The organism is Labrys sp. Lb11, assembly GCF_057554225.1.
The window spans coordinates 303,205-320,680 of record NZ_BAAJOT010000005.1 but is presented as its reverse complement, the minus strand read 5'-3'; the positions used below and the strand labels follow the sequence as shown (position 1 = coordinate 320,680).

General features: G+C 69.2%; 12 protein-coding genes. 2 read left to right on the top strand and 10 right to left on the bottom strand.

Annotation, left to right across the window (positions count from 1 at the left end):
• Positions 1-64 precede the first annotated feature (64 nt).
• Both AC27L4_RS20045 and AC27L4_RS20040 read right to left on the bottom strand, forming a co-directional pair.
• A complete protein-coding gene (locus tag AC27L4_RS20045) occupies positions 65-3,238 on the bottom strand; it encodes an efflux RND transporter permease subunit (protein ID WP_487144130.1) in 3,174 nt (1,057 codons plus the stop codon).
• Between the two features lie 44 nt (positions 3,239-3,282).
• Entirely contained in the window at positions 3,283-4,530 is a 1,248-nt protein-coding gene (locus AC27L4_RS20040) for an efflux RND transporter periplasmic adaptor subunit (protein ID WP_487144129.1), read from the bottom strand.
• A 462-nt stretch (positions 4,531-4,992) separates the two neighbouring features.
• Here AC27L4_RS20040 and AC27L4_RS20035 point away from each other — a divergent pair, with 462 nt between their 5' ends.
• Positions 4,993-7,119 (top strand): mechanosensitive ion channel family protein, encoded by a 2,127-nt coding sequence (locus tag AC27L4_RS20035; RefSeq protein WP_487144128.1) that lies wholly within the window; start codon positions 4,993-4,995, stop codon positions 7,117-7,119.
• A gap of 52 nt (positions 7,120-7,171) precedes the next feature.
• On the opposite strand, the gene AC27L4_RS20030 is transcribed toward AC27L4_RS20035, so the two are convergent.
• From AC27L4_RS20030 to AC27L4_RS20005, 6 genes are all read right to left on the bottom strand, one after another.
• Positions 7,172-8,479 (bottom strand): aspartate aminotransferase family protein, encoded by a 1,308-nt coding sequence (locus AC27L4_RS20030; protein ID WP_487144127.1) that lies wholly within the window; start codon positions 8,477-8,479, stop codon positions 7,172-7,174.
• Between the two features lie 5 nt (positions 8,480-8,484).
• Positions 8,485-9,534 carry a phosphotransferase gene (locus AC27L4_RS20025; RefSeq protein WP_487144126.1) on the bottom strand — a complete coding sequence of 350 codons (1,050 nt, stop codon included), beginning with the start codon at positions 9,532-9,534 and terminating at the stop codon, positions 8,485-8,487.
• Positions 9,531-10,376, bottom strand: a complete 846-nt coding sequence (locus AC27L4_RS20020) for an ABC transporter permease (RefSeq protein WP_487144125.1) — start codon at positions 10,374-10,376, stop codon at positions 9,531-9,533. The genes AC27L4_RS20025 and AC27L4_RS20020 overlap by 4 nt, the downstream gene beginning before the upstream one ends.
• Position 10,377: 1 nt before the next feature.
• Positions 10,378-11,619 (bottom strand): ABC transporter permease, encoded by a 1,242-nt coding sequence (locus AC27L4_RS20015; protein ID WP_487144124.1) that lies wholly within the window; start codon positions 11,617-11,619, stop codon positions 10,378-10,380.
• Between the two features lie 61 nt (positions 11,620-11,680).
• Positions 11,681-12,769 (bottom strand): ABC transporter substrate-binding protein, encoded by a 1,089-nt coding sequence (locus AC27L4_RS20010; RefSeq protein ID WP_487144123.1) that lies wholly within the window; start codon positions 12,767-12,769, stop codon positions 11,681-11,683.
• A gap of 47 nt (positions 12,770-12,816) precedes the next feature.
• Positions 12,817-13,935, bottom strand: a complete 1,119-nt coding sequence (locus tag AC27L4_RS20005) for an ABC transporter ATP-binding protein (RefSeq protein ID WP_487144122.1) — start codon at positions 13,933-13,935, stop codon at positions 12,817-12,819.
• Positions 13,936-14,258: 323 nt separating this feature from the next.
• On the opposite strand from AC27L4_RS20005, the gene AC27L4_RS20000 reads away from it, so the two are divergent.
• The gene (locus AC27L4_RS20000) at positions 14,259-15,038 is read left to right on the top strand and encodes an IclR family transcriptional regulator (protein WP_487144121.1); all 780 of its coding nucleotides are present in this window, start codon (positions 14,259-14,261) and stop codon (positions 15,036-15,038) included.
• Positions 15,039-15,133: 95 nt separating this feature from the next.
• Here AC27L4_RS20000 and speB read toward each other — a convergent pair whose 3' ends face one another.
• Positions 15,134-16,090, bottom strand: coding sequence for an agmatinase (speB, locus tag AC27L4_RS19995; protein WP_487144120.1), 957 nt, complete (start codon positions 16,088-16,090; stop codon positions 15,134-15,136).
• 24 nt (positions 16,091-16,114) lie between these two features.
• Positions 16,115-17,428 (bottom strand): aspartate aminotransferase family protein, encoded by a 1,314-nt coding sequence (locus AC27L4_RS19990; protein ID WP_487144119.1) that lies wholly within the window; start codon positions 17,426-17,428, stop codon positions 16,115-16,117.
• Positions 17,429-17,476: the final 48 nt, after the last annotated feature.

Below are 17,476 nucleotides of genomic sequence, written 5' to 3'. Positions count from 1 at the left end.
TCGTCGCCGCGGCCTGCGCCACGCCAGGGCGCCGGGCGTCGCCACGGCCGTCACCGTGCAACCCTCAGGACGGCCTCGACGTGATTGCCGCCGCGTCCGGGGCGGTGGCGGGCTTGCCGCCGGCCTGCCGCCGCTCGAGGCGCTGCAGCAGGGTGAAGAAGGACGGCACGAACAGGATGGCCAGGCAGGTCGAGGCCAGCATGCCGCTGAACACGGCGATGCCGATCGACTTGCGGGCGGCGGCGCCGGCGCCGGTCGCCAGCACCAGCGGCACCACGCCGAGGATGAAGGCGAAGGAGGTCATCAGGATCGGGCGGAAACGCAGGCGTGCAGCTTCCACCGCCGCTTCGGCCGCCTCCATGCCCTCCATGCACTTCTCGCGGGCATATTCGACGATCAGGATGGCGTTCTTGCTCGCCAGCGCGATCAGCAGGATCAGGCCGATCTGGGTGTAGAGATTGTTGGCGAGACCAACGGCGCTGAGCGCACCCACGGTGCCCAGCAGCGCCAGCGGCACCGAGAACAGCACGGCGAGCGGCAGGATCCAGCTCTCATACTGGCCGGCCAGCACGAAATAGACCAGCAGCAGCGCCAGGCCGAAGACGAAGTAGATCTGCGTGCCCACCGCCTTCTCCTGGTAGGACATCGCCGTCCATTCGAAGCCCATGCCCGGCGGCAGGGTCGAGCGCGCGATCTGCTCCATCAGCGTCAGCGCCTGGCCCGAGCTGACGCCTTCGGCCGGGCCGCCGACGATCGTCGCGGATGGATAGAGGTTGTAGAGGCTGACCAGCGACGGGCCCTGGACGGGCTTGACCTCCGCCAGGGTGCCGAGCGGCACCATCGTGCCGTTGCCGGCCCTCACCTTGAGCGCCCGGATGTCGTCGGGGCGGGTCCGGAACCTGGAATCGGCCTGTGCATAGACCTGGAAGGTCCGGCCGAACTTGTTGAACTGGGTCACGTAGCTGGAGCCGACATAGCTCGACAGGGCCGAGAACACCTGTCCGGTGGTGACGCCCAGGGTCTCGGCCTTGATGCGGTCGACCACGACCTCCAGCTGCGGCACGCCCGCCCGGAACGAGGTGTTGAGACGCTGCAAGGCCGACTGGCTGTTGCCGTTCTCGACCACGGCCCCGGACACGGACTGGAGCAGCGGGAAGTCGAATTTGCCGTCCTTGCTCTGCACCTGCATGGTGAAGCCGCTGGAATTGCCGACGCCCTGGATGGGCGGCGGCACCAGGACGAAGGTCCTGGCCTCCTCCACCGCCTCCAGGGCGGCGTTGAGGTGCAGGTAGATGTCGCGCAGGCCCTGCTTGTCCGCCTTGTCGCGCACGCTCCAATCCTTGAGCACGACATAGGCGACGCCCGCATTGGGAAGCGAGGCGTTGTTGTCAAGGACCGAGATGCCGCTGATGGTCAGCACCTGATCGACCCCGGGGGTCTGCGCGGCGATCGCGTAGATCTGCTGCAGCACCCGGTTGGTGCGCTCCTGCGACGCCCCGTCCGGCAGTTGGGCGCCGACGAGGACGTAGCCCTGGTCCTCGTTGGGCAGGAAGGCCGTCGGCAGGCGCACGAGCCCCCACACCGCCACCCCGATCAGCGCGGCGGCGATGACGGCCATCACGGCGCTGCGCCGCACCATGTGGGCGATCAGGGCGGCGTAGCGGCGTTCGCAGGCGTCATAGACCCGGTTGAAGGCGCGGTAGAACACGTTGCGCCGCTCCGGCGGCACCGGCTTGCGCAGCCAGAGCGCGCACTGGGTCGGCTTCAGGGTCAGGGCGTTGATGGCGCTGATGAAGGCGGTCGCGGCGATGACGAGCGCGAATTGCTGGTAGAGCTGGCCGGTCAGGCCGGGCAGGAACGCCGCCGGGATGAACACCGACATCAGCACGAGCGTGATGCCGATGACCGGTCCGAACAGCTCGTCCATCGCTTTCTCGGCGGCGGCACGCCCGGACAGGCCGTTCTCCATGTGGCGGGCCACGCCCTCGACGATGACGATGGCGTCGTCCACGACGATGCCGATCGCCAGGATGATGGCGAACAGCGTCGAGAGGTTCACCGTGAAGCCGAGCGCCGCCATGGCCGCGAACGCACCGATGATCGTCACCGGCACCGTCGTCGCCGGCACGAGCATGGCGCGCCAATCCTGCAGGAAGACCAGGATGACGATCAGGACCAGGATCGCGGCCTCGATCAGCGTCCGGTAGACCTCGTTGATCGAGGTCTGGACGAAGCGCGTGGTGTCGAAGGGGATGGAGTAGACCAGGCCGGGCGGAAAGTTCGCGGCGAGTTCGTCCATCTTGCCCTTCACCGAGCGCGCGACGTCGATCGCATTGGCCTCTGGCAGCTGGTAGATGCCGATGCCGGCCGCCGGCCGGTCGTTGAGGGTGAAGGTCTGGCTGTAGGTCTGGGCGCCGAGCTCGACCCGGCCGATGTCCTTGATGCGGGTGATCCGGCCGCCGTTCTGCGGATCGACCTTGACGATGATGTTCTCGAAATCCGGCGCGTCGTTGAGCCTGCCGGCGACGTTGACCGTGTATTGGTAGTTCTGGCCGGGCGGCACCGGCGGCGCACCGATGGTGCCGGCCGTGACCTCCTGGCTTTGCTGCTGGATCGCATTGATGACGTCCGTCGGCGTCAGCCCGTAGGATTGGAGGGCGTCCGGATTCATCCAGATGCGCATGGCGTACTGGCCGGCGCCGAACACGTTGACGTTGCCCACCCCCGGCAGGCGCGCCAGTTCGTTCTGCAGGTTGATGACGCCGTAATTGGCAAGGAACAGGCTGTCATAGCGCCCGTCCGGCGAGGACAGCGTCACGAATTCGAGGATGGCGGTCGATTTCTTCTGGGTGGTGACGCCCTGGACCTGCACGGCCTGCGGCAGGGAGGACATGGCGGCGGCGACGCGGTTCTGCACCAGCACCTGCGCGAAGTCGGGATCCGTGCCGATGGCGAAGGTGATGGTCAGCGTGTAGGTGCCGTCGCTGGCGCTCGTCGACTGCATGTAGAGCATGCCCTCGACGCCGTTGACCTGTAGCTCGATCGGCAGGGCGACGGTGTCGACGAGCGTCCTGGCGCTGGCGCCGGGGAACCGGGTCGTGACCTGCACGGTCGGCGGGGTCACGTTCGGATACTGCGCCACGGGCAGGTTGTAGAGCGCCACGGCGCCGATCAGGACCATCACCAGCGCCAGCACATTGGCCAGAACCGGTCGCTCGATGAAGAAGCGGGAGATCATGGAGCCGCCTGCATGCGAATGTCGGGGAAAGAGGCCGGCACGGCCTACTGCTTCGGAGCCTCGGCCTTCGGGACCTCGGGCTTCGGCGTGTCGGGCGGCGCGGCGCTGCCGGCCGGCGCCGCCGAGCCGGATTGCGGCATGGCAACCTTCTCGGGGGCGACCCTGCCGCCGGGAATCGCCCGCTGGATGCCGGAGACGATCACCCAGTCCTCGGAGGTCAGGCCGGTCTCGATGACCCGCAATCCGCCGTCCTGAAGCGGACCGACGGCGACCGGGCGTTGCTCGACGACATCATCCTTGCCCAGGACGAAGACATAGGCGCCGGCCTGGCCGGTGGAGATCGCCGTGTCGGCCACCAGGGTTGCGCTCTCCTGCTTCTGCACCGGCACGCGCACCCTGACGAACAGGCCCGGCAGCAGGGCACGGTCCTTGTTCTCCAGCACGCCGCGGACCGTCAGCGTCCCGGTCGCGGGGTCGAGCGTCGGCGAGACGTAGTCGAGATGGCCGCGATGGGGATAGCCCTCTTCCGACTGGAGGCCGACCTCGACCGGCACGCTGGCGACGTCGACGGAAGTGAGGCCACGCTTGGCCAGGAGCCGCTTGATCTGGAGGACCTGGTCCTCGCTGACGTTGAAATAGACGTTGATCGGATCGAGCTGGACGATGCTGGCAAGCTGGGTCGGCCCGCTGACACCGACGAGCGCCCCGATATCGACGAGATGGTTGGTGACGACGCCGTCAAACGGCGCCTTCACATCGGTGAAGCCGAGATTGATCGTCGCGGTCTCCAGGTTGGCCTTCGCCCCGGCGACGGCCGCGTTCGCCTGGTCGAGCTTGGCCTTCGCGTCCTCGACGGCGGCGACGGAGGCGAAGGAGTCCTTCCCGAGCGTCGACTGCCGCGTGTATTGCTGCTGCGCCTGGAGCTGGCCGGCCTGCTCGGCGGCCAGGTTGGCCGTCGCCTGGTCGAGCGCGGCCTGATAAGTATCCTTCTCGATCACGAAGAGGGGGTCGCCCTTGGCGACCTTCGCGCCGTCCTTGTACCGGATCTGCTCGACATAGCCCTGCACGCGCGCATTGAGCGTGACGTTGTTCACGGCCTGCGTGTTCCCGGTGAGCGAGAAATAGACGGTGACCGGATGCTGGAGCGGCTGCGCCACCGTCACCTTCGGCGGCGGCGGCGGCACATAGGCATTCTTCTCCTCGCATCCCGCCACGGCCAGCGCCAAGGCGCAGCCTGTCGCGACGGCAAGGCCATATCCATGCCGAACCGATCGCCGGCTCTCCCGTTCCATGCCCGCCTCCCCCACGCATCGCGCCGGCGCCGTCGCGACGCCGAAAAGTCCCTCAGGCGGCGCAGGCTGCGCCGCTCCACGGCAGCAGCCCGAACGCCGCCGCCCTGCCCGTCAAATGCCCGCCCTGACGAAGGTCGAGCCGCACCGATTCCCCGGCCAGGCGTCGCCCGTTGCCGCGGCGCCGATTCGGAGCCCCGTGGTGCCCATGCCGTGCCCTTCGTCGCCGGGATGCGGGATGGCATCCTTCCCGGTTCAGGCGGGCCTCGTCATGGGCGATCCTCGGGCGATCCTCGGTCGATGCCACGCCGGACCGCCGCAACGTACAGGCGTACCGCGACAAATCAACTCCGGCACCGCCTCTCAGCTTACGATTTTACCGCGGCTTCAACGCTTCTTAAGGCCGTGCTGCGCTAGATCGGGCGATTTCGCCCACGTCGGGGCGAGCATATCGGGGCGAAGGACATGCTTGATCAATTCCGTACGGGCATCGTCGTTCTCGCCCTGCTGCTGGCAAGCCTGGCCCTGCCCGTCTTCGCCGCCGCCGCCGAGACGGCCCCGGTCCCGGTGACGGGCATGGCGACCGCCTCGCCGGATGCCGAGGCCGACTCGCTCGAGGCCACCGTGGAGATCCTGCACCAGCGGGTTCGCGACGTCGCCGGCAATGCCACGGACACGCTGGCCGATCTCGATGCCGCCGTCGCCAAGGCGTCCGGGCAAACCAGCGCCGGCTGGCTCGGCGCGGCCATCGTCGAAATGCTGGCCGCCCTCGTCGTCGCCGTCGGCCTCGGCGAGCTGATCGCCCTGCCGGTCCGGCGCGCCTGGCTGCGCGGCTTCCCCGCGGCGCCGTCCAACCGGGCCCAGGCGATCTGCTTCCTGGCGACGCGGACGGCGGCCGGCCTGCTGGCCGCCATCCTGACCGCGCTCGTCGGCTTCGTCGCCGCCAACCTGCTGGCCGGCGACGACCCGGCCGCCTACATGACCGTGATGACGATGGTCGTGGCGGCAGCCCTCCTTCGCGCAATCCTGAGCATCGGCGCCAACATGATCGTCGCCGACCGCCCCGCCTACCGCATGCTCGCCATCGGCGACGACGAAGCCGTCCGCCTCTGGCGCGCTTTCCGGTCGACGATCTCGATCTGCGCCCTGCCCTTCGCCTTTGCCGCCTGGGTCGGCCGGCTGCCGATCGACCCGGACGCCTTCCGCCTCGTCTATGTCGGCGCCACGGCCCTCGCCGCCCTCGCCACGGCCGCGCTCCTCCTGCGGCATCGACGCCCGATCAGCAGCGCGATCCTGGCGGCCTCGGGCGGCCTGGCGCCGGCCTGGCGCCGCCTGCTGGCCGGCGCCTGGCACCTCGCCGCCCTCTTCTATCTCGCCGTCGCCTGGCTGGTTTCCGCGGTGCGGGTGCTGCTCGGCCAGAGCGGCGGCGTCGGCCTGGTGACCAGTCCGCTCGTCATCCTCCTCGTCGCCTTCGCGCTCTACGGCCTGGCGCTGGTGGCGATCGAGGCTGCCTTCCGCAACATCAAGACGCCGGCGCTGCACCAGGCCGACGGCCGGCCGCTGCCGACCTTCCAGGATCTGGCCGAGCAGGCGGCCGCGATCCTGGTCACCGTCGCCGCCTTCACCGCGCTGTTCCACCTCTGGGGCGTGCGGCTCCTCGGGTCTGAGCAGACCCTCGGCGTGCGCTTCCTGGAGGAGATCCTCATCGTTCTCCTCGCCTATCTCGCCTATCAGGCGACGCGGATCGTCATCGACAGGCATCTCCTGGCGGAGGGGGAAGGCCATGAGGGGGCATCGCACGGCCACGCCGAGGAAGGCGGGCACGCCGGCGCCTCGCGCATGGCGACGTTGCTGCACCTGTTCCGGGGCTTCGCGCTGACCACGATCGTGGTCATGGCGGTGATGATCGGCCTCTCCGAGATCGGCATCAACATCGGCCCGCTCTTCGCCGGGGCCGGCGTCATCGGCCTTGCCATCGGCTTCGGCGCCCAGACCCTGATCCGCGACATCTTCTCCGGCGCCTTCTTCCTGATCGACGACGCCTTCCGCCGCGGCGAATATGTCGATATCGGCATCGCCAAGGGCACGGTGGAGCGGATCTCGGTGCGCTCGATCCAGTTGCGCCACCAGAACGGCCCGCTCGACACGGTGCCGTTCGGCGCCATCCGCAACATCCGCAACTTCTCGCGCGACTGGGTGATCATGAAGCTGCCGCTTCGGCTGGCCACCGACACCGACGTCGACAAGGTCCGGCGCATCATCAAGAAGATCGGCGAGGAACTGGCCGCCGACCCCGAGCAGGGCCCCAAGCTCCTGGATCCGGTGAAGTCGCAGGGCATCTACCAGATGGACGAGACCGCCCTGATCGTCCGCATCAAGTTCAAGACCCGTCCGGGCGACCAGTTCGTCCTGCGCCGCCTCGTCTATGCCAAGGTGCAGGAGCAGTTCGCCCGCAACGGCATCCGCTTCGCCGGCCGCGAGGTCATGGTCCGCGTCGCTGGCGACCAGCCGCTGACGCCGGCCCTCATCCAGCAGGCCGCGGCGGCCGCGCTGCCGCTGCTCGCGCCGGCCGACGGCGCCGAGGCACGGTGAGGCCGGGACCGGGCAGCGCCGATCCCGCGAACCCACGGCGCGGGCGCCGCGCTCAGAACGTCACCAGCACGTCCGCGGTCGCGGCGAGCAGCGTGTCGGCGTTGTCGCGCGAGAACACCAGCGGCGGGCGGACCTTCAGCACGTTGGCATGCGGGCCGGAGCAGCTGATCAGGATGCGCCGGTCGCGCAGACCGTTGACCAGGCGCGTCGCCAGGTCCGGCGCCGGCGCCCCGTCACGCACCAGGTCGACGCCGACGAAAAGGCCGGCGCCGCGAACGTCGCCGAGCGCGGCATGGTCGGCGGCCATCGCCCGGAAACCGTCGGCGAGATAGGCGCCGACGTCGCGTGCATTGGCCATGAGGCCCTCGTCGGCGATGACGCCGAGCACCGCCAGCCCCGCCGCCGCAGCGACGGCGCTGCCGCCGAACGTGTTGAAGTAGCGGGCGTTGCGGCCGAAATCGTCGATGATCTCCGGCTGGCAGATCACGCCGGCGACGGGATAGCCGTTGCCCATCGGCTTGCCGAGGGTGACGAGGTCCGGCACCAGGCCGTGGCGCAGGAAGCCCCACATGGCGTCGCCGGTGCGGCCGAAGCCCGGCTGCACCTCGTCGGCGATGAACAAGCCGCCGGCCTTGCGGATCGCCGCCGCCGCCGGAGCGAGGAAGCCGGCCGGGTCGGCGTAGACGCCGTCGGAGGAGAAGATGGTGTCGACGATCAGCATGGCCGGCTTGATGCCGTGGCGCCTGAGGTCGTCGATGGCGGCCTGGACGTCGCGGGCGAAGCGGGCGCCGATTTCCTCAGGCGGGGTGCCGACGGCATCCGGCGGCCGCACGGTCCGCACATGCGGGCCAAGGTCGACGGCCGGCCCGAGGGAGGGCGAGAACTCGGACACCGCTGAGGTCACGCCGTGATAGGCGTGACTGGTGATGATGACGCCCGTGCCGCCGGTGACGTAACGGGCGATGCGCACGGCGAGATCGTTGGCCTCGCTGCCGGTGCAGGTGAACATCACGCGCTCGAGCGGCGCGGGCATGGTGGCGACCAGGGCCTCGGCATAGTCGAGGATCTTGTCGTGCAGGTAGCGGGTATGGGTGTTGAGCACCGCCAGCTGGCCGCTGATCGCCTCGACCACGCGGGGATGGGCGTGCCCGACCGAAGCGACGTTGTTGTAGGCGTCGAGATAGCGTTCGCCGTCGGCGCCGTGGAGCCAGATGCCCTCGCCGCGCACGAGATGCACGGGCCGCTCGTAGAACAGCCGGTAGGCCGAGCCGAGCACGCGCTCGCGCCGCTCGATCAGGGCGCGCTCCTGCGCGGCCAGCCTGGCGAAATCCTCGGCGCTGAAGGCATTGGCCATGGTCATGATCGTCAGTCTCCGTCGCGGGCCTGATGGATCAGGGCCCTGATATGGGACGCGGGATGGGCTGCGAACTGGGCGAGCCCGGCCAGGGCCGCGGCATGGTTGCGCAGGATATAGGCCCGGTCCTCCGGCTTCAGGCCGGCCCGCCATTCGGTGATCGTCACGGTCATGGCGAGGCGCACCGCGATCAGGCCGGGGAGGATGTCGATCTCCTCGTCGCCGAGCCGCACCGCCGTGCCGTAGCCGCGCAGCAGCGCCTGCATCTGCTCGAGCCCGTCGGTGCGGCCGATGCGATAGGACAGCGCCACCGCGATGTCGTTGATGCGCGGCGCGCGCACCATGTCGCCGAAATCGATGATGCCGGTCACCCGGTCGGTGTCGGCGGCGTCGACGATGATGTTGTAGGGGTTGAAGTCGTTGTGGATGACCTGGCGCGGCAGGGTGAGATGCACCGGCTTGATCTCGGCCTCGAACCGGTCGAGCACGCCGGTCACCAGCCCCTGCCGCGCCGGATCGACGTGGCCGACCAGCGGCCGCAGATCCTCCGCATGGCTGATGTCCCAGAGCAGCCTGGTATCGGCTGGCGGCGAGCCGCCATAGTCCGCCAGGCCGCGGGCCAGCCCGCCCAGCGCCACGCCGAGATTGCCAGCCTGGGCGAGGCTCGGCGGCGTGGCGTGCTGGGCCTTGCCGTCCAGGAAGGTCAGCAGGCTGACGATGCGCCTTGTGCCGTCGGCAAAGGGCACAGCGAGACCGCCGTCGATGCGCCGCGGCACCAGCCGAGGCACGGGCAGGTCCGGCGCTGTCACAGCCAGATGCCGGAGGGCGCCGAGCTGGAAGTCGAGCACGTCCGCTCGCTCGGCCGGGTTGGCGATCTTGAAGATGTAGCGTTCGCCGCCGGTCGCATCGAGGCGGAAGGTCTGGTCGCGTTCGCTGGTCAGCGTGGTGAGCCGGCCATCGACGCCGAACAGCGCCAGCGCCGCCCGTTCCGCCTCGTCGACGGGAACCGGGGACCAGGTCGCGGCCAGGACGTTCGCCGATGCGCCGGGGGAATCGTTCATGCCGGGGCTCCCTTGCGGCCGAGGCGTCGCAGCAGGCTGACGCAGCCCAGCAGCAGGACGGAGAGAGCGATCAGCAGCGTCGCGACGGCCAGGATGGTCGGGCTCAGCTGCTCGCGCAGGCCGGTCCACATCTGGCGCGGGACGGTCTGGGTCTCGCCGCTGCCGACGAACAGGGTGACGACGATCTCGTCGAGCGAGCTGCCGAAGGCGAAGATGGCGCCGGAGATCACGCCGGGCGCGATGATCGGCAGCGTGATGCGGCGCAGGGTGGTCACCGGCCCGGCACCGGAGATGGCGGCGGCGTTGACCAGCGAGGTGTCGAACTTCGACAGAGTCGCCGTGACCGTGATCAGCACGAAGGGAGCGCCGAGCACGGTGTGGCTGAGGATCAGGCCGAGATAGGTGCCGACGAGGCCGATCTTGGCGAAGATGAAGTACATGCCGGCGCCAGCGATGATCAGCGGCACGATCAGCGGCGAGATCAGCAGAGCCGTCAGGCCCTGGCGGCAAGGCATCTCGGCGCGGGCGAGACCGAGTGCGGCCAGGGTGCCGAGCACGGTCGCCAGCAGGGTCGAGACCGCCGCGACGACCAGCGTGTTGAGCGCGGCCTGGCGCCAGACGGCGTTGCCGAAGAAGTCCCGGTACCAGCGCAGCGAGAAGGCCTCGGGGTCGAGCGTCAGCATCCGGGCGTTCAGGGTGAAATAGGGCTCGGCGTTGAAGCTCAGCGGCACGATCACCACCAGCGGCAGGATCAGGAAGGCGAACACCAAGGTGCAGTAGAGCAGAAAGCCGGCATGGACAACCTTCTGCAGCGGGGTGGCATGGTCGGGCAGCAACGCCATCTCAGCCTCCCACCCGGATCTTGTCGGCGCCGACGGCGCGGACATAGATGAGGTAGAGCACCACGACGCCGGCCAGCAGCAGGCCGCCCAGCGCCGAGGCCAGGCCCCAGTTCAACGACTCGCGGACGTGGTAGGCGATCATGTTGGAGATCATCTGGCCGCTCTCGCCGCCCAGCAGGGCGGGCGTGATGTAGTAGCCGAGCGACATGATGAAGACCAGCAGGCAGCCCGAGACGATGCCGGGCGCCGCCTGCGGCAGATAGACCCGCCGATAGGCGAGGAAGCGCGAGGCGCCGAGCGACTCGGCCGCGCGCATGTAGACCGGCGGGATCGCCCGCATGACGCTGTAGAGCGGCAGCACCATGAAGGGCAGCAGGATATGGGTCATGGCGATCACCGTGGCCTTGGCGTTGAAGATCAACGCCAGGCGGTCGGCCTCGCCGATCAGGCCGAGCCCGACCAGCGTGTCGTTGACGATGCCGTTGCGCTGGAGCAGCGCCATCCAGGCTGCGGTGCGCACGAGCAGCGATGTCCACAGCGGCACGACCACCATCAGGAGCAGGATGTTGGCGGTGCTCTGCGGCACGCTGGCGATGAGATAGGCGACGGGATAGCCGAGCGCGAGGCAGAGCGCCGTCACCACCAGGCTGATCCAGAAGGTGCGCAGGAACAGCCGGGTGTTGACCCGGAAATCCTCCGGCACGACATGGATTTCGCCGGCAGCGTTCTTCTTCAGGTCGAGCGCGCCGAGCAGGTTGACCATGGTCGGGCGGGCGCCGAGGTCGCGGATCGCCGCCCAGATCTCGGGCGAGCGCCAGACCGCATGAGCGTCGAGGATGCGCGGCGTCGCCGGCCCTTCGCCCGCGGCCACCGAGGCGGTCTGGCGCAGGATGCGGCGCATGCCGCTGACCTCGAAATTGAGCCGGGCGCCGATCTGCTGGACGGTGTCGTCCGCCTGGGCCTGGCGCAGATCCGCGGCCAGTCCCTCGAAGGCGGCATCGGGCGGCTGCGAGCGCCCGTCCCAGTCGCGCAGGGCGAGGACGGTGCGCGGCAGGCCGTTCGACACCACCGCCTCGTCGACGGCGCTCCACAGGAGGTAGCCGATCGGCAGGATGAACAGGACGAGCAGGAACAGGAGCAGCGGCAGCACCAGGAGGAACGCGCCGCGCCGGCGCCGCCCCAGGTCGGCGGCCAGAGCCCGGCGCAGGGATCGGGGAGAGGCGATGGCAAGCTCGGCGGTCATACCGGACGGTCCTCGAAAGCGGGCGGGGCGAGCGGCCGGCGGCCGGCCGCTCGCCCGTGGATCAGCCGCGCGCCAGCCAGGCGGCGAAGCGGCGGTTGAGCTCGTCGCCGTGCTCGGCCCAGAACTCGGCGCTCAGCGGCAGGGCGTTGTCGAGATGGCCGGGGGACGTCGGCAGGTGCGGCTTCATGTCGATGCCGAGCTCGGGATTGGTGCCGACGAAGGCGGCGGACGACTTGCGCGACGGACCGTAGGGGATGAGCGTGCCGGTCTTGCCCTGGATCTGCGGCGTCATCGCCTCGATCACGAACTTCTCCGCCAGCGCCTTGTTGGGGGCGCCCTTCGGGATGACCCAGCCCGAGCCCTCGAGGACCTGGCTGTCCCACAGGATGGCGAGCGGCTTCTTGTCGGCCTGCTGGGCCGAGAAGATGCGCCCGTTCCAGGCGACGCTCATCGCCACTTCCTTGTCGACCAGGAGCTGGGGCGCCTGGGCGCCGGCGTCCCACCACACCAGGCTGTCGCGGATGGTGTCGAGCTTGGCGAAGCCGCGGTCCTGGCCCTCGCGGGTGGCCAGCACCTTGTAGACCTCGGCGGCCGGCACGCCGTCGGCCATCAGGGCCAGCTCCAGGGTGCGGCTGGCGTTCTTGTAGGCGCCGCGCTTGCCCGGGAAGGTCTTGACGTCGAAATAGTCGGCGAGCTTGCTCGGCTTGGCGCCGGAAAAGGCCGTCTCGTTGTAGGCGACGACCATCGCCACGTTGACGGCGTTGATGAAGCACTCCGACCGCGAGCCTTCGATCAGGTCGGCGTCGGCAGGCGTGCCGTCGGGAGCGTCCGTGAGCTTGATGCCGTCGAGGCGCTCGAGCAGGCCGTCGTCGCAGGCGCGGACGGCGTCGGTCGGCTCCATGTCGACCACGTCCCAGGTGACCTTGCCGGCCGCCACCTGCGACTTCAGCTCGGCGACGCCGCCCGAATAGCTCTCGCGCTTGATCTTGACGCCGGTCGCCTGCTCGAAGGGCTGGTAGATCGCCTTGTCCTGGGCCGCCTGGTAGGCGCCGCCCCAGCCGACCACGGTCAGGCTGTCCTGCGCGTGGGCGACGGCCGGCGCCGTCAGCGCGAAGGCCAGGGCGAGAGTGAGATGTCTGGTCCGTTGCATGTCATGGTCCCTTCTTCTGGATGAAAAGCCGCCGTTGCGCCGGCGGTTCAGGCTTCGGCCGGAATGGCGCGACAATCGCCGGCATCGAAGCCGATGCGGATGGGCTGGCCGGGCTCGCGGAAGGACTCGCCGCCGCGGCCGCGCCATTTCAGGATGAAGTCGTCGCTGCCGCCCACCTCGACGCGCAGGCGGATGTGGTCGCCGGTGAAGATGGCTTCGCAGAGGCGGCCGGAAAGCTCGTTGTCGACGGTTCCGGGCGGCGGATCGAGCACGACGGCCTCGGGCCGCACCCAGAGCGAGACCGCCGCGCCGGCCGCGGGCGCGGCCTCCGCCACGGCTCGGATCGCCGTGCCGCCATGGTCGAGACGGGCGACGACCTCGCCCCGGACCGCCTCGGCGACGTGGGCCGGCAGGCGGTTGTTCTCGCCGATGAAGCTCGCCACGAAGTTCGTCGCCGGCTCGTGATAGACGGCCTGCGGGGACGCAAGCTGCTGGATGCGCCCGTTGGCGAAGACCGCGATCCGGTCGGACATGGTCAGCGCTTCGGACTGGTCGTGCGTCACATAGACCATGGTGACGCCGAGCTTCTGGTGGATGTGCTTGATCTCGTACTGGAGATGCTCGCGCAGCTGCTTGTCGAGCGCGCCGAGCGGCTCGTCGAGCAGCACCAGCTTCGGCTCGAAGACCAGGGCCCGGGCAAGCGCCACACGCTGCTGCTGGCCGCCGGACAGCTGGCTCGGACGACGGCCGGCGAGGCCGTCGAGCTTCATCAGATCGAGCATGCGCGCGACGCGCCCGCCGATTTCCCCGCGCGGCGTCTGGCGCACCTCCAGCGGGAAGGCGATGTTCTCGCCCACGCTCATGTGCGGGAACAGGGCATAGTTCTGGAAGACCATGCCGATGCCGCGGCGCGAGGGATGCAGATGATCGATGGCCTTGCCGTCGAGCTCGATCGAGCCGCTGGTCACCGGCTCGAAGCCGGCCAGCATCATCAGGGTCGAGGTCTTGCCCGAGCCGGACGGGCCGAGCAAAGTCAGGAATTCACCGCGACGAATATCGAGATCGAGGTCGTCGACAACCAGCTTGCGGCCGTCATAGGTCTTCCGGACCTTGCGGAATCGGACGACATTGCCGGGATGTTCGAGGATGGTTGCCGATGCTTGCATGTCACGCGCGCTCTTGCCGACGCCGACGTTCGACCCGCCATCGAGAAGGAGGCCGGAAAGGGCCTGGTTCTGTGCGAAGTTCACGGGCGCCCCTCTTTATTTTCCATTTTTCGGAATGTATTGTCATTTTTCGGATTTCACGACAGCTGTCCGAGAATGTCAACCGGGATCGATCGAGCCGGCTGCCCAATCGGTGGGCAGGGGTGCGGGCGGGTGGGCGGGAGGCGAGCGGATCCCGGCGCCGGCAGGTCGGAGTTGTCCGGTAAACCACTGTTGGACTTCGGTAAAATGGGAAGGACCCCTTGAGTGCAGGTGACAGGACTTTGAGCAAGACCGCCGAAGAGAAGGAACCGGGCTCGGCGCCGCTGCGGCGGGCGGCGACCATCCTCGATGCCGTCGCCGCGGCCCGCGAGGGCGTGCCGCTGCAGCAGATCTGCGATGCGGTGGGCCTGCCGGTCTCGACCACGCATCGCCTGACGCAAAGCCTGCTGGCGATCGGCTATCTCGCCTTCGACGCCGACCGCAAACGCTACCGGATCGGTGACAGGCTGGTGCGGCTGGTCCACATCAGCCAGGATACCGCTACCCTCAAGATGCAGGCCGACCCGCTGCTGGCCAGGCTCGCCAACCGCTTTCGCCAGACCGCCTTCCTGACCCAGCTGGTGGGCGAGGAACTGGAACTGGTGACCTATGCCCTGCCCGCCGAGCCGCTGGGGGCGGCGATCTATCCCGGCGGCCGCTTCCCCATCCACGCCACGGCGACGGGCAAGGCCACCTTCGCCTTCCAGCCGGCGCCGGTGATCGACCGCCTGCTCCGGCGCCCGCTGGAGAAGCTGCAGCCCTCGACGATCGCCGATCCGGACGGGGTCCGGCACGAGCTGGAGAAGGTGCGCAGCCTCGGCTATTCCGTGATCGATTCCGAGTTCGACCCCGGGGTCTACGCCATCGGCTGCCCGGTGATCTCGGCCAGCGGCAGCGTCACCTTCGCGCTCGGCCTGGTCGGCCTGCGCGAGACCATGATGAACGACCACACGGACGAGGACTATGCCGCAGCCCTCAAGGCGACGGCACGCGACCTGGCAGCCCTGATCGCGCGGGTCTGAGAGCCGACCCGACGACTTTCGGGGCAGGCTTTGGGACACGCCTCCCGCCGGGACGGCCTGCACCGTCCCGGCGGGAGGCGATGGCGGCCCTGCCCTCAGCGCCGGGCGGCGATGCTGTCGGCGACGACGCAGAGCATCTCGAACATCAGGTTGGCGGCGTTGAGCTGGGTCTGGCCGCTCGGGTCGTACATCGGCGCGACCTCGCAGATGTCGGCGCCGACGAGGTGCTTGCCGCGCAGCGAGCGCAGCATCATCTGGGCGTCACGGACCGAGAAGCCGCCGACCTCCGGCACGCCGGTGCCCATCGCATAGGCCGCGTCGAGCCCGTCGATGTCGAAGGTGACATAGGTGGCGCCACGGCCTGTGACCCGGTCGATCTCGGCGATCACGACGTCGCGGCCGATCGCCTCGAACTCGTCCATGGTGATCAGCCGCATGCCGACCTTCTCGCCATAGGCGATGTCGTCGTGGCTGAAGCGGCTGCCGCGCAGGCCGATCTGGATGGTGCGCCTGGGATCGATCAGGTTCTCCTCGACCGCGCGGCGGAACGTGGTGGCATGGTTGATCTTGGTGCCGATCAGCTCGTCCAGCGTGTCGGCGTGCGAGTCGAAATGCACCACGCCCACCGGTCCGTCCTTGGCGATGGCGCGCAGCACCGGCAGCGGCACGGTGTGGTCGCCGCCGATGGTGATCGGCACGCAGCCATGGCCGTGCAGGCTTTCGAAGAAGCCCTGGATCAGCTCGATCGAGCCCAGCATGTCGAGGGGGTTGATCGGCGAGTCGCCGACGTCGGCGATGTTGCACAGGGCGAAGGGCGCGATGCCGCTGGTCGGATGGATGCGGCGGATGGCGCGGCTCGCCTCGCGCACCGCAGCCGGGCCCTGGCGCGAGCCGGCCCTGTAGTTGACGCCCAAGTCGAAGGGCACGCCGACCAGGGCGATGTCGATCTCGGCGCTGGGCTCGTGCTTGGGCAGCCGGAAGAAGGTGGCGATGTCGGCGAAGCGCGGCGACTTGGACGCGTCGAGGGGCTGGAAGCGAAGGTCGTTCTTCATGGGTCTCTTTCGGGAGGTTGAAGGTCAGTCGATGAAGATGGCGCGGTGCCGCAGCGCGACGCGCTCGACCGCGGTGACGAGCGCCTCGCAATCGGCGTCTGTGATGGCCAGGCTCAGGGCCATGTAGCCGCGGCGGGCGAGGTAGAAGCCCTCCTCGAGCAGGCCGAGGAACAGGATGTCGCGCAGGCGCAGGTCGATCCGTTCCGCCTCGCGCGGCGTGCGCAGCGCCGGCGCGCAGGGGTGGATGGTCAGCATCGAGCCCTGCCCGGTGCAGGAGAGCCGTGCCCCGAGCCGCTCGAACAGCACGCCGAGGGCGAGGCGCAGGCGGTCGCCGCGGGCGTTGAGGGCGTCGCAGGCCTCCGGCGTGACGATCTCGGTCAGGGCGGCCAGTCCCACCTTCATCGTCAGCGAATTGTTGTTGTAGGTGCCCGCATGCGGCAGGGCGTCCGGGCGGTTCGGGTCGAAGCGCGCCATGATCTCGGCCCGGCCGCCGAAGGCCCCGAACGACATGCCGCCGCCGACATATTTGCCGAAGGTCTTCAGGTCCGGCTGGATGCCGACCACGGCGCTGTAGCCTCTGGGACCGAGGCGGGAGGTCATGACCTCGTCGAAGATCAGGACGAAGCCCTGCTCCGTCGCGCGGCGGCGCAGCATGTCCAGGAAGGCAGGCGCGCCCGGCACGCAACCCGTGCCCCACATCGGCTCGACCAGGACCGCGGCCAGTTCGCCGCCGTGCCGCTCGAGCAGCGCCGCGGTGGCGGCGATGTCGTTGTATTCGCCGAGCATCACCTCATAGGGCGCGTTCACCGGGCTGCCGCCGCCGGCGAAGGACAGGACGCTGCCGTGATAGGCGCCATGGAAGGCCAGGATTCGGCTGCGGCCGGTGTGCGCCCGCGCGGCGCTCAGCGCCATCAGGTTGGCCTCGGTGCCGGAATTGGTGAAGCGGACGAGATCGAGGTCGAAGCGGCCGCAGACCGCGGCGGCGAAGGCGATCTCGTCGAGGTGATGGCCGCCGAGGTTGAGGCCGGTGTCGAGCGCCTCGGCGACGGCGCGGCGGATGCGCTCGTGCGAATGGCCGTAGATGCCGGCGGAATACTCGCCGAGAAAGTCGGTGTAGCGCAGGCCGTCGGCGTCGGTCAGCGTCTGCGCTTCTCCTGAGACGATGCGCACCGGGAAGGGCCGGTGGAACAGCACGGTGCGGGTGTTGCCGCCGGGCATGACCCGGCTCGCCTCGTCGGCATGCCGCCGGGAGGCCGGCCGCCTGTCGGCGAAGGTGGAGCATGCGGTCTCGAGCGCCGCGGCGACGGCATTGTCGTGGCGGCCGGCGACTGGGGTCACGACCTTCCTCCCATTTAACAGAAATCAATTCCGTTTTTTGGGATTGTT

What these genes read in the sequence shown, in the direction of transcription:
- AC27L4_RS20020 (WP_487144125.1), bottom strand. Translation starts at nt 10,376, where the DNA reads ATGGCGTTGCTGCCCGACCATGCCACCCCGCTGCAGAAGGTTGTCCAT.
- AC27L4_RS20035 (WP_487144128.1), top strand. Translation starts at nt 4,993, where the DNA reads ATGCTTGATCAATTCCGTACGGGCATCGTCGTTCTCGCCCTGCTGCTG.
- AC27L4_RS20030 (WP_487144127.1), bottom strand. Translation starts at nt 8,479, where the DNA reads ATGACCATGGCCAATGCCTTCAGCGCCGAGGATTTCGCCAGGCTGGCC.
- AC27L4_RS20005 (WP_487144122.1), bottom strand. Translation starts at nt 13,935, where the DNA reads ATGCAAGCATCGGCAACCATCCTCGAACATCCCGGCAATGTCGTCCGA.
- speB (WP_487144120.1), bottom strand. Translation starts at nt 16,090, where the DNA reads ATGAAGAACGACCTTCGCTTCCAGCCCCTCGACGCGTCCAAGTCGCCG.
- AC27L4_RS20025 (WP_487144126.1), bottom strand. Translation starts at nt 9,534, where the DNA reads ATGAACGATTCCCCCGGCGCATCGGCGAACGTCCTGGCCGCGACCTGG.
- AC27L4_RS20040 (WP_487144129.1), bottom strand. Translation starts at nt 4,530, where the DNA reads ATGGAACGGGAGAGCCGGCGATCGGTTCGGCATGGATATGGCCTTGCC.
- AC27L4_RS20010 (WP_487144123.1), bottom strand. Translation starts at nt 12,769, where the DNA reads ATGCAACGGACCAGACATCTCACTCTCGCCCTGGCCTTCGCGCTGACG.
- AC27L4_RS20015 (WP_487144124.1), bottom strand. Translation starts at nt 11,619, where the DNA reads ATGACCGCCGAGCTTGCCATCGCCTCTCCCCGATCCCTGCGCCGGGCT.
- AC27L4_RS20045 (WP_487144130.1), bottom strand. Translation starts at nt 3,238, where the DNA reads ATGATCTCCCGCTTCTTCATCGAGCGACCGGTTCTGGCCAATGTGCTG.